Raw genomic sequence first — 12,071 nt, 5'->3', positions numbered from 1 at the left:
ATCAAATAGTAATAAAAAGTAAAAAGAAAGAAAATGGCACAAATCCTAGATGGACTAAAAGTCTCGAAAGAAATCAAAAATGAAATTCGTGAGGAAGTTGAAAGAATCCTTGCGAACAACAGACGTCCACCACATTTGGTTGCAATTCTTGTGGGGAACAACGGAGCGAGCAAAGCTTATGTTAACAGCAAAGTTAAAGATTGTGAGGAAGTTGGCTTTACTTCTGGTTTAATCAAATTTCCAAGCACAGTTTCGGAAGCAGAACTACTAGAAAAAATAGACGAGCTTAACAAATCAAAAAAAGTAGATGGCTTCATCGTACAACTGCCTCTTCCTAAACAAATCGACCAAGAAAAAATTATCATGGCGATTGACCCCAGAAAGGATGTAGATGGTTTTCATCCTGAAAACTTCGGCAAAATGGCTTTAGAAATGGACACCTTTTTGCCCGCGACCCCTTTCGGAATTTTGACTCTGTTGGAACGTTACAATATTGAAACAAAAGCAAAAAACTGTGTAATTATCGGCAGAAGCCGTATCGTAGGAAAACCCATGAGTATCTTGATGGGGCGCAAGGATTTCCCTGGCAACTCAACAGTTACATTAACACATTCCTATACAGAACATATCGAAGAATATACAAAAAAAGCAGACATCGTCATCACCGCTTTGGGAGATCCTAACTTTTTGAAAGGCGACATGATCAAAGATGGTGCAGTTATCATTGACGTAGGTATCACTCGAGTGGATGACAACTCAGAAAAAGGTTACCACCTTGCCGGTGATGTTGATTTTGAAAGTTGTGCCGAAAAAGCAAGCTGGATAACTCCCGTGCCAGGCGGCGTTGGCCCAATGACAAGAGCGATGTTAATGAAAAACACGATTATCGCTTACAAAACTTCAGTTTATAATGACTAAAGAACAAGAAGATTTATTACTAAAAGAAGGAAAAATGCTCCCTGTGATGGAGCATTTTTACACCATTCAGGGTGAAGGATTTCATGCTGGAAAAGCTGCATATTTTATAAGGCTAGGAGGTTGCGACGTAGGCTGCCATTGGTGCGATGTTAAAGAAAGTTGGGACCCGACGCTGCATCCATTGATGTCGACAGAAGAAATTGCTAAAACTGCCGCCAAATATTGTAACACAATTGTATTAACTGGTGGCGAACCGCTTATGTGGAATTTAGAAATTTTAACATCAAAACTAAAATCGCTAGGCTGCACAATCCATATCGAAACATCAGGCGCATATCCAATGTCTGGACAATTGGATTGGATTACACTTTCCCCAAAGAAAACAGGCTTACCATTAGACGAAATTTACAAAGTCGCTCACGAACTTAAAGTGATTATTTTTAATAATAATGATTTCAAATTTGCGGAAGAACAAGCTGCAAAAGTTAACAATAATTGTGAATTATTCTTACAAAGCGAATGGAGCAAAAGAGATACTAATTATCAGAAAATCACAGACTTTATTCTAAAAAATCCAAATTGGCGCTCATCAATTCAAACACATAAATACTTAAATATTCCTTAAAATATTTATATTAGCTGTCTGAAATTAATGTAGATGCAAAAACTTCGATACTCTCGATACTTCAAAAGCATAATGATTCTGCTGGATATGATTCTTGTAGGATCTATTTTTGTAATCTTTTATTATCGGAATTTTGAGTGGAAATACGACTCTAATGAAATTGAGCAGAATCTGCTTTCAATAGCTTTGTTGTGCTTTTTTTGGATTTTATTAAGCGGCAGAACCAAACTGTACCATGTCCCAAGAAGCTTAACTTTCACCAATTATCTGGAGCGCATCATTGTCCATATTTTCATTTTCTTTTTGGGCGTCATACTTCTGGGAAAAGTTAGTAACAACGATTTCTTAAAAACCGAACGATTCTACCTTGCAGGATTCATGTTGTTGGTGATGATTCCTTTTAAAAGTTTGATTTTTTCACTTTTAAAATACATCCGAACCTTAGGAAAAAACCACCGTAACATAATGTTCATCGGCGAAAATGCTTCAACAGAAATCCTTAGAGAAATCATCAAAACACGTCCAGATTATGGTTATAAAATTTATGAATATCCAACCTTAGAGATAGATGTTGAAAAACTGATTACTTTTTGGAAAAAGGAAGGAATCCATACTATTTTTATCCCATCAGAAAATTGCATAAATCCAGAGCTGGAGCGTAAAATTTTCCATGAAGCAGAAGCTAATAAAGTCATCATTTCTTTAGTCCCCAACATCGTTCAGAATAATTTTTTCGAATACGATATTAATTATATTGTTACCCTTCCAGTTTTAACACCTACTAAATATCCTCTGGATTATTTCACAAATGCGATATTAAAACGCGCTTTTGACTTGTTATTTTCCGTTGTTATCTTGGTTGGAATTTGTTCATGGTTATTTCCAATCATTGCCATTTTAATTAAAATCGACAGCAAAGGCCCTGTCTTTTTTAAGCAAAAAAGATATGGTTTTCACGAGCAGGTTTTCAATTGTTGGAAATTCCGAACCATGGTTAACAATAGTGATTCTACGACAAAAACCACAGAAGTTGGGGATAAAAGAATCACCAAACTCGGAAAATTTCTAAGAAAATCCAGCATAGACGAGTTGCCTCAGTTTATCAATGTTTTTAAAGGGGAAATGTCTGTCATCGGACCGCGTCCACATATGCTTTTGGTCGATGAATTTTATAAACCAAAAATCAGCCGCTATGCGATAAGAAGTCAGGTAAAACCAGGTATTACGGGGCTTGCGCAGGTAAATGGTCTGCGTGGTGACGACGGCGATATGAATATCCAAATGAAGAAAAGAGCGCTTGCCGACGCATTTTATGTCAAAAATTGGAGTTTTAGTTTGGATTTTGTAATCATTCTCAAAACCATATACTTGGTAATTGTTGGCGATAAAAATGCACGATAATCTCTACAAAAAGATTAATTTTACAAAATGTTTAAAAGATTATTTAAGGCAATAGGCGAATATGTTCTCTTATTAGGAAAAGTAATTAGCAAACCGCAAAAAACGCAGGTTTTCATGAAGCTACTCATGAGAGAGATCTACGACCTAGGCGTTAATTCGTTTGGATTGGTACTGTTCACTTCGTTCTTTGTAGGAGCGGTAGTTGCTATACAGATGTTCAACAACTTCTCGGCTTCCAGCTTTCCTATTCCTTTATCTTTTATTGGATACGCAACAAAAGTCGTTTTAATTTTAGAATTTTCCCCAACTATTATCTCGGTAATCCTTGCCGGAAAAGTAGGTTCTTACATCGCATCAAGTATAGGAACCATGCGTGTTACCGAACAAATTGATGCTTTGGATATTATGGGCGTTAATTCTCCTAATTTTTTAATTCTTCCAAAAATTTTTGCAAGTGTTATTTTCAATCCACTTCTTATTGCAATTAGTATAGTTGTGGGTATTTGGGGTGGTCATATTGCTGGTATCGCTACGAAAAACTGGACAGAAGCAGATTATATTACAGGAATCCAGATGTATATGCCTTCATTTTTCATTTGGTATGCTTTTCTGAAAACCGCAGTTTTTGCATTCCTTATCGCGACCATTCCCGCATACTTTGGCTATAATGTAAAAGGCGGCTCTTTGGAAGTTGGGCGCGCCAGTACGCAGGCTGTAGTCTGGACGATTGTATCCATTATTATCGCCGATTTATTATTAACCCAAATGCTCTTAAGCTAATGATAGAAGTTAAAGATTTAAAAAAGAGCTTCGATGGGACAGAAGTTCTGAAAGGCATTTCAGCAAATTTTGAAACAGGAAAAGTTAACTTAATCATTGGACAAAGTGGTTCTGGAAAAACTGTTTTTCTAAAAAGTCTGCTCAATGTTTATCAACCAACAAGCGGATCTATATTATTCGATGGTAGAGATATTGCCGAAATGACACGCGACGACAGACAAACTTTGCGTGCAGAAATCGGAACTGTTTTCCAGGGAAGTGCACTATTCGACTCGATGACGGTTGAAGAAAACATTCAGTTTCCTTTGGATATGTTTACCAACATGACATTCCGAGAGAAAAAGAGAAAAGTAATAGAAGTTATTGGTCGTGTTAATTTGCAAAATGCCAACAGAAAATTCCCTTCCGAAATTTCTGGTGGTATGCAAAAACGTGTTGCCATCGCCAGAGCTATCGTTAACAATCCTAAGTATCTTTTTTGTGATGAGCCTAACTCAGGACTCGATCCTTATACATCAAATGTTATTGATGATCTTTTAATGGAAATTACAAAAGAATATAACACGACAACCATCATTAACACCCACGACATGAACTCGGTAATGACAATAGGCGAAAAAATATTGTATCTTCGCCTAGGTGTCAAAGAGTGGGAAGGTAACAAAGACCAACTCTCGACGGCAAAAAATAAAAACCTTATTGACTTCGTTTATTCATCAGAACTATTCAAGCAATTAAGACAGTTTATGTTGGAAAGTGACCAAACAAGCTTAACGTAAATTTATATAACATGAAAAAATTAATCACCGCGATGGCAATGTTTGCAAGTGTAGCAGCATTCTCGCAAATCACATTCGGAGCAAGAGCTAACCTATTATTCAACACATCATCTGCAAAATGGTCAGATTTTAAAAACACGGTTTCAGACTTAGCAGAATCAAAAGGTAAAAGCAATACTGGTTTTAACTTCGGTTTGTCAGCAAAAATCAATCTTCCAGTAACATCTTTGTATGTTATGCCAGAGATCTATTACACGACAATCAAAAATACGGTAGAATTTACAGATGCTGGAAAAAATGTAGAATTAGAAGCGAAAAACGAAAGAATCGACATTCCTGTTTTGCTAGGTTATAACCTAATGGGCGAAACTTTGAGTGCTTTTGTAGGCCCCGTTTTCACTTACAATATGTCAAAAGACAACAAGTTCCAAAACTTTACAGAATCTGAAACTAAAGATTTCGGTGTTGGTTATCAATTTGGAGCAAATGTAACGCTTAAGAAATTCGTTATCAATGCAAGATACGAAGGTGCTTTCTCGAAAGATGAAAGAAAATTCATCAACACTGTTGCTGGTAGCGAGGCAGAAATCAATTACGATAACAGACCTAGCTTCTTTATTCTAGGTTTAGGTTACAATTTCTAAGAAAGACATTTTCTTTAAAATATTAAGAGCAGAATTACATAAAATTCTGCTCTTTGTTTTCTGTAGAAGCCTGTTGTGGATTCTCTTGCTGTTTTGCTAAAATTTGTTGTTGTTTTTCAAATTCAAGTTTTTCTTTTTGTAATTGTTTGAAGGCTTTGCGGCGTTCTTCATCTTTCATCGCACTGCCTTTACTCACATAGCCAACAATCCCCCCGATAATCAATCCTATCCCAATGCCAGCCATGATGCCCATAAAGTGTGAAAGCTTCATTTCTTCCATAGAAAAATTGGTGGTTGCATAAAATAATAAAATTGCGAGCCCCAATAATACCAAACCTATTAATGTCAAACTTCTCATAATTCTTAATGTTTATTTGTGTTTTCGAAAAGCAAATTTAAGTATGCTATTTCGCAATCGTAAATTTATTTAAATTTTTAAATATGAAATTTAATAAAATAAAGTTTTAAAATACTTTTTAAATTTGATGTTTAATCGGTTTTAAAACCCCAAATCAGGCCTCAATGAAACATATTCTTTCAGTTGTATTTTTAATATCGAACTTGTATTTTTCCCAATCCTACAAAACACCTTTTGAACAAGGCAATGGCAACCAGACCACTACTTTTCACGCCATGCGAGCTTATTACCAACAACTTGCAAAAGATTTTCAAAATCGATATTATATTACGACACTTACGAACCTAGCAAATTTGTGAAAATCCCGACATAGTATGTTATTCCGCAATCCGAATACCGTGTTATTGAATTATTAAAATTAAACGACGTCAAAATCTCAAGTATTAAAAAAGATCCTGTAATTAATGTAGAATCTTACCACATTTTGGATTTTCAAACGGCAAAAAATCCTTACGAAGGCCATTATCTGCATTACGAAACTGTTGTCGGTCGGGCGCAGGAGCAACATCTTTTCTGCGCGGGCGATGTATTGGTACATCTTAACCAAGACGCGATGAAGTTTTTGTTGGAAACTTTAGAACCTGAAGCTGTGGATTCCTATTTCAACTGGAATTTCTTTGATGCGATTCTTGGACAAAAAGAATATTATTCGGCCTATGTTTTTGAAGACACCGCCGCAGATCTTTTGAAAAATGACAAAGCCTTGAAAACGGCTTTCGAACTAGAAAAAGCTAAGGACCCAAAATTCGTTGAAGATGGAAGTGCGCAATTGGATTGGATTTACAAAAACTCGCCTTATTATGAGAAAAGCCATCGCCTATACCCTATTTTTAGGATTAATTAAGTATTTTTGAGAAAATTTGATCTAATACAATTTTCGCGTGAGCGATGGAAGTGGAAATCCTTTTTTGTTGGGCATTGAGCGGAGCCGAAATGCCCAACAAAAAAAGATTGAAACGGACGTAGCGACCCGAGTGAGGAACTGTAGCGCCAGCGGAAGTTACCGAGCGAAGGGACACGCCCAAAACTTTAAGTTATGAAAAAACTGAATCTAACATTCTTTTTTATCCTTTGTTCGCTTCTGCTTTCGGCACAAAAAGAAGCTTATTATCAGCAATATGCGAAGTACAAAATGGACATCGATGTGGACGTCACCAACTTCACATACCAAGGAAAACAAACTTTACAATACACCAACAATTCGCCAGATGATCTGGATGTGGTGTATTTTCACTTATATTGGAATGCCTTCAAACCTGGATCGATGATGGACCAACGTGTCCAAAATCAAGGATCAAATGCCGATGGCAGACTTTCTGCAAAAACGGCTAATGGCGTTGTAAGCCGTTTGGCGGGTATTCCGCAAAATGAAGAAGGTCGTCAAAATATCCATTGGATTAAACTAAATGGCAAAGATTTGAAATTCGAAATTCAGGAAACGATTATGAAAGTTTATCTTCCTGAAAAGATTAAATCTAAAACAACTGCGACTTTCACGATGGAATGGGATGCGAATATCCCAATGCAAATTCGTAGAGCTGGGCGCAACAACCGTGAAGGTGTGGACATGACCATGACACAATGGTACCCAAAAATCGCAGAATACGACTATGACGGTTGGGCAACTTTTGATTATATAGGAAGAGAATTCCATGCACCGTTTTCTGATTTTGATATTAATATTAAAATTGATAAAGACTACATTATCGGCGCGGGAGGAACCTTAGAAAACCCTAATGAGGTTAAAGCTTATGTGAGCAATCCTTCTTTAAAACCAGATACCAACAACAAAGTGACGTGGCGATGGACTGCGAAAAACATGTTGGATTTCGCGTGGGCAGCGGACAGAGATTATATTGTTGACAGTTTCCCGATTTTGGATGGTCCAAAAATATATTTGGTGTATCAAAAATCTGAAAAAACTAAATACTGGGAGGAATCAAAACCTTACATTACCAAATTTTTCCAAATTATGAACAACAAATTTGGTCGCTACAAATGGCCTTCTTATTCCTTCGTACAAGGCGGCGATGGCGGCATGGAATATGGGATGACTACCATGATTTTGGGCGAGGCTAAATCTCTGCAAGGTCTTTGTGGGCTGATGTTTCATGAGGGCGCACACTCTTGGTTCCAACAGATGTTAGCAACTAACGAAAGCGAAAAACCTTGGCTAGACGAAGGTTTTACAAGTTATGCCGAGAATTTTGTAATGAACCAATTATTCCCTCCAAAATCGCCTCAGCCTAATCCTTTCGTTGAAAGTATTTCGCGTTATGCTGACTTTGTAAAAACAGGAAAGGAAGAACCTGCCGTTTGGTTCGCAGACCATCATGACAATGGCACAGCTTACTCCTACGCATCTTATGTAAAAGGTGAATTATTTTTGGTACAATTAGGATACATCATGGGAGAAGATAATCTTAACAAAGTGATGCTTCGCTATTATGACGAGTGGGCAATGAAACATCCTACAGAGCGTGATTTTATGCATATTGCTCAACAAGTTTCTGGTATGGATCTTAAATGGTTTTACAACTATTGGATCAACACAACTAAAACAATAGATTACGCCATTAAAAACGTAAAATACGATACAAACAGCACAACGATTACTTTGGTTAACAAAGGGACGATGCCAATGCCTATCGATTTCAGTATTTTAACAAAGGATAAAAAAATTGTTAATTATAACATTCCGTTGAATATGACGCATACTTGGAAAAAAGCTGATATCTACGGACCTATCCAAAGTTTGAACTATTGGCCTTGGACACAGCAGGAATATACTTTCACAATTCCTTTTGGAAAATCTCAAATTGCTGCTTTAGGTATAGATTTCAGTCAACGTTTGGCAGACATCAATCCAGAAGACAATTATCTGGAGGTTAAATAATTTAAATCAAAATTTAAGACAAAACGAATAGCCAAAAAAATGAATTCAATTGTAATAAATATTGGAAATACCAACATCCGATTTGGATTATTTGATGATGATAACTGCGATATTTCTTGGGTAATTAATACCAAGCCTTATCGCACCAGAGATGAGATGTACGCCCAATTTTTGATGTTGTATCAGACTTATAAAATTGAACCTGAAAAGATTGACAAAATCATCATTGGCTCTGTGGTTCCACAATTGACTTTGGACATTTCTAGTGCTGTTGAAAAAATACACGGAAAGAAGCCTATTTTGGTAGATCGCAAAACGCCTTCTGGCGTGCAGGCAAAATCAAAACAAATGGGAACAGACATCTACGCCAACCTTGTTGCAGCGCATAATCTTTATCCTAACAGAAAAAAAATCGTTTTGGATTTTGGTACAGCTTTGACAGCGAGTTGCGTTGCCGAAAACGGAGAAACCATTGGTGTTATCATTGCGCCCGGCATTATAACCTCACTCAATTCTTTAATTAATCAAACCGCTCAACTTCCAGAAATAGAACTTAAAAAACCAAAATCTGTTCTTGGACTCGATACAGTTACTTGTATGCAAAGTGGCATGGTGTATGGCTTTTTAGGAATGGTAGAAGGTTTTATTGACCGTATCAATGACGAAGTTAACGACGATTGTTTTGTGGTAGCCACAGGCGGCGTGAGCCACATCTACAAACCTCTGACGGAAAAAATACATATTGCTGATCGACTTCATACACTTAAAGGTTTATATTTCCTCGGAAAAGATTTATAAAACAAAACCACTTCTTTTTTGAAGTGGTTTTTTATTTAATTTTCTAAAATTCATCGTTTCGATTTAAAAAAATCTTTGACAATCTGCGAACACTCTTGTTCTAAAACACCTGTTACAACCTCCGTTTTGGGATGTAAGGATAAACCTTTGTTGATATAACCGCGACGCTCATCGCGTGCGCCGATAACAACTTTGGAAATCTGAGCCCAAGTCAACGCGCCAGCACACATCACACAAGGCTCTATCGTCACATAAAGTGTACAGTTTTGAAGGTATTTTCCACCAAGAAAACTCGCTGACGATGTTATCGCCTGCATCTCGGCATGCGCCGTAACATCATTCAGTGCTTCTGTCAAATTATGCGAACGCGCGATAATTCTGTCGTTGGAAACAATGATACAGCCAATAGGCACCTCATCTCTGTCCAGAGCATTTTGCGCCTCTTGATAAGCTATCTTCATAAAATATTCGTCTGTGAACATATTTAGTTTTTAGCAATTGTAATAGGAATGGAATAATACGATCGAACGGGCGTGCCGTTAATCTGCGCTGGAGAAAATTTTTCTGGTAGAAGATACAAAACAATTTCGCTTTGACGATTGAGACTAGCGCTGTCGCCACTGGCTTTGACTTGACTAACACTTCCATCGCGTTCTACAACGAACCTAACTTTTGTTGTCAAGTTAGCCAACTCTTCTGTATTGATATTTTCAGTATAAATGTTTTCTGAAATAAAATTTCTAATCGCTGTAATTCCACCAGGATATTTCGCTTCTGCATCACCTATTGATGTACCTATTTTGGAGTCTATACTATTTCTAGGTAAAACTTTAGAAAGATCTTCAAGATTTTTAACCTTTACCAAAACACCAACCAAGGCAGCATTCTCAACGCTATCTAGTTTTTTCATGAAATAGCTTTTTTGTTGATCCACAAAATCAGCCAAACCATTTTTCGCAAATTCGCTTTGTCTTTTATTAAACTCAGTTTCCAGCATCAATCGATGTTGTTGGAATTTTTCTTTCATTTGTCTAAATTCAGGATTTACCTGACTTTTCATCAATAAAGCGCTGAAAGAAAACACGACAAAAAAGATAATTTTGTACATCACACAAATTCTAATATTGTAAAAATACAGAATCGAAAGTTAATATAACACGAAATTTAAAATTTGATAAAACTAATTGCAACTTCATAAATTTCGTTTGTGATTAACTTGTTAAAAACTTTAAGAAGACTCTCTTTTTTTAGATCAAAATTCTTTCTAGCTTTGATAAAAATTTGGTGATGTTTGCGCTTATTGACTGTAATAATTTCTTCGTTAGTTGCGAGCGCTCTTTGGATGCGACTTTGCAAGAAAAGCCTGTTGTAGTACTTTCCAACAACGATGGATGTGTTATTTCCAGAAGCAACGAGGCCAAAGCCTTGGGCATACCGATGGGTGCACCAGCCTACCAATTCAAAGCCTTTTTTCGTCAGCATAATGTTGTGGTTTTATCCGCAAAATTTGAATTGTACAATTACAAAAGTCAGGGCGTTATCGATATTTCTAAATCTTATGCGCCAGAGCACGAAGTCTATAGTATCGATGAGTTATTTTTGGATTTTCATGGTTTTAAATATGTTAAGCTTCAAACTTATGCTACAGAAATCCGAAATCGTGTACAACGAGAAATGGACATTCCTGTAAGTATCGGCATTGCTCCTACAAAAACACTTTGTAAGGTCGCTAACCGAATTGTTAAAAAATTTCCAAATCAATTTCCAGATGGCGTTTATATTTTAGATTCAAAAGAAAAAATAGAAAAAGCGCTGAAGTGGCTTTCTATCGAAGATGTTTGGGGAATTGGGCGGCGTTATGCTAACAAAATGAAAGATGCTGGCGTCTATAAAGCTTACGACCTTTTACAAAAACCGGAAATCTGGGTTCGGAAAATCATGGGCATTCACGGCGCAAGAATGCTGAATGAATTAAAAGGTATTCCACAACTTGACCTCGAAAAAGCATCTGATAAAAAATCAATTACGGTATCTCGTAGCTTTATGGAAATGATTACAGAAAAAGACGCTTTGCGCGAACGCATCGAAACTTTCGCTTTGTATTGCGCTGAAAAACTTCGTAAACAAAATTCTTGTTGTAAAAGTCTAAGCATCTATATTGGCACCAACAGATTCCGAAAAGATTTGCCAGCATACAATGGCTTTTTGTCTATCAATCTTGATAACCCGACCAACTCGTCTATCGTTTTGGCAAGGGCGGCTTCTCAACTTTTTGAGCAGGTTTTCGTAGAAGGCTTTTCTTATAAAAAAGCTGGCGTTTTCGTATCAAACTTCGTTCCTGAAAACGCTAGGATTACTAGCCTGTTTGAAGATGATGTCCAAAACAAACACCTTCCAATAATGCGCGCCATGGACAAGCTAAACCGAAAATATGGCAAGGACAAAATACGTCTTGGAAGCATGACTGGCGAAAATACCTATGGCAGAAAAATCATGTCAGAAGCCTATGAACACTTCCTCAAAAACAACACCCTTCCAGAAGCTAATTTTAGATTCTTTTCGTAAGTGTAACGTCCTGAAAAAATGATACAGGATTAGACCAATAAAATTTTATTTTAAACAGTACATATATTCGTATTTGTACTGTTTTTCTTTTTGTACGATTTTGGTATTAATTCTTGTTGCTGGTGCATTTGCATCGGTGTTAAATAATAGTTTGACAAATGCGGTCTTAACTCATTATAGACCTTTACGGTTTGTTTGACCAAAATCTTTCTTGTATTCAAATCTACATTAAATTTATCAATATCAT

General features: G+C 36.6%; 14 protein-coding genes. 10 read left to right on the top strand and 4 right to left on the bottom strand.

What is annotated here, in order from left to right; translation table 11 throughout:
• Positions 1-33 precede the first annotated feature (33 nt).
• The 6 genes from ACVFVN_RS01920 to ACVFVN_RS01895 are packed head-to-tail and all read left to right on the top strand — an operon-like array spanning position 34 to position 5,147.
• Entirely contained in the window at positions 34-918 is an 885-nt protein-coding gene (locus ACVFVN_RS01920) for a bifunctional 5,10-methylenetetrahydrofolate dehydrogenase/5,10-methenyltetrahydrofolate cyclohydrolase (protein ID WP_165135280.1), read from the top strand.
• Positions 911-1,543: a 7-carboxy-7-deazaguanine synthase QueE gene (locus ACVFVN_RS01915; RefSeq protein WP_165135277.1), complete on the top strand. Its 633-nt coding sequence runs from the start codon at positions 911-913 to the stop codon at positions 1,541-1,543. The genes ACVFVN_RS01920 and ACVFVN_RS01915 overlap by 8 nt, the downstream gene beginning before the upstream one ends.
• Before the next feature lie 33 nt (positions 1,544-1,576).
• The gene (locus ACVFVN_RS01910; protein ID WP_456233947.1) at positions 1,577-2,944 is read left to right on the top strand and encodes an exopolysaccharide biosynthesis polyprenyl glycosylphosphotransferase; all 1,368 of its coding nucleotides are present in this window, start codon (positions 1,577-1,579) and stop codon (positions 2,942-2,944) included.
• A 27-nt stretch (positions 2,945-2,971) separates the two neighbouring features.
• A complete protein-coding gene (locus tag ACVFVN_RS01905; protein ID WP_165135272.1) occupies positions 2,972-3,724 on the top strand; it encodes an MlaE family ABC transporter permease in 753 nt (250 codons plus the stop codon).
• Positions 3,724-4,503 carry an ABC transporter ATP-binding protein gene (locus ACVFVN_RS01900; RefSeq protein ID WP_165135269.1) on the top strand — a complete coding sequence of 260 codons (780 nt, stop codon included), beginning with the start codon at positions 3,724-3,726 and terminating at the stop codon, positions 4,501-4,503. The genes ACVFVN_RS01905 and ACVFVN_RS01900 overlap by 1 nt, the downstream gene beginning before the upstream one ends.
• An 11-nt stretch (positions 4,504-4,514) precedes the next feature.
• Positions 4,515-5,147 carry an outer membrane beta-barrel protein gene (locus tag ACVFVN_RS01895; protein ID WP_456233946.1) on the top strand — a complete coding sequence of 211 codons (633 nt, stop codon included), beginning with the start codon at positions 4,515-4,517 and terminating at the stop codon, positions 5,145-5,147.
• A 34-nt stretch (positions 5,148-5,181) separates the two neighbouring features.
• On the opposite strand, the gene ACVFVN_RS01890 is transcribed toward ACVFVN_RS01895, so the two are convergent.
• Positions 5,182-5,505, bottom strand: a complete 324-nt coding sequence (locus ACVFVN_RS01890) for a hypothetical protein (RefSeq protein ID WP_456233945.1) — start codon at positions 5,503-5,505, stop codon at positions 5,182-5,184.
• 484 nt (positions 5,506-5,989) lie between these two features.
• Here ACVFVN_RS01890 and ACVFVN_RS01885 point away from each other — a divergent pair, with 484 nt between their 5' ends.
• The 3 genes from ACVFVN_RS01885 to ACVFVN_RS01875 all read left to right on the top strand — a co-directional run bounded on the left by ACVFVN_RS01885 (position 5,990) and on the right by ACVFVN_RS01875 (position 9,259).
• Complete coding sequence (locus tag ACVFVN_RS01885; RefSeq protein WP_456233944.1) at positions 5,990-6,409, top strand: hypothetical protein; 420 nt, start codon at positions 5,990-5,992, stop codon at positions 6,407-6,409.
• Positions 6,410-6,601: 192 nt separating this feature from the next.
• The gene (locus ACVFVN_RS01880) at positions 6,602-8,461 is read left to right on the top strand and encodes a M1 family metallopeptidase (RefSeq protein ID WP_456233943.1); all 1,860 of its coding nucleotides are present in this window, start codon (positions 6,602-6,604) and stop codon (positions 8,459-8,461) included.
• Between the two features lie 39 nt (positions 8,462-8,500).
• A complete protein-coding gene (locus tag ACVFVN_RS01875) occupies positions 8,501-9,259 on the top strand; it encodes a type III pantothenate kinase (RefSeq protein ID WP_456233942.1) in 759 nt (252 codons plus the stop codon).
• Positions 9,260-9,309: 50 nt separating this feature from the next.
• Here the strand turns inward: ACVFVN_RS01875 and ACVFVN_RS01870 are convergent, their stop codons facing one another.
• Together ACVFVN_RS01870 and ACVFVN_RS01865 are read right to left on the bottom strand one after the other, a co-directional pair.
• On the bottom strand, positions 9,310-9,741 hold the full coding sequence (locus tag ACVFVN_RS01870) for a nucleoside deaminase (RefSeq protein WP_456233941.1): 432 nt from the start codon (positions 9,739-9,741) through the stop codon (positions 9,310-9,312).
• Positions 9,742-9,743: 2 nt separating this feature from the next.
• Positions 9,744-10,319 carry an energy transducer TonB gene (locus ACVFVN_RS01865; RefSeq protein WP_456233940.1) on the bottom strand — a complete coding sequence of 192 codons (576 nt, stop codon included), beginning with the start codon at positions 10,317-10,319 and terminating at the stop codon, positions 9,744-9,746.
• A gap of 227 nt (positions 10,320-10,546) precedes the next feature.
• On the opposite strand from ACVFVN_RS01865, the gene ACVFVN_RS01860 reads away from it, so the two are divergent.
• Positions 10,547-11,824 carry a Y-family DNA polymerase gene (locus ACVFVN_RS01860; RefSeq protein ID WP_456233939.1) on the top strand — a complete coding sequence of 426 codons (1,278 nt, stop codon included), beginning with the start codon at positions 10,547-10,549 and terminating at the stop codon, positions 11,822-11,824.
• Between the two features lie 50 nt (positions 11,825-11,874).
• Here ACVFVN_RS01860 and ACVFVN_RS01855 read toward each other — a convergent pair.
• On the bottom strand, positions 11,875-12,071 hold a 197-nt coding region (locus tag ACVFVN_RS01855), incomplete at its 5' end, for a hypothetical protein (protein WP_456233938.1).

This window comes from Soonwooa purpurea, from assembly GCF_053891095.1.
Note: the sequence above shows the minus strand (reverse complement) of the source record. Positions and strands in the feature narration are given on the sequence as shown.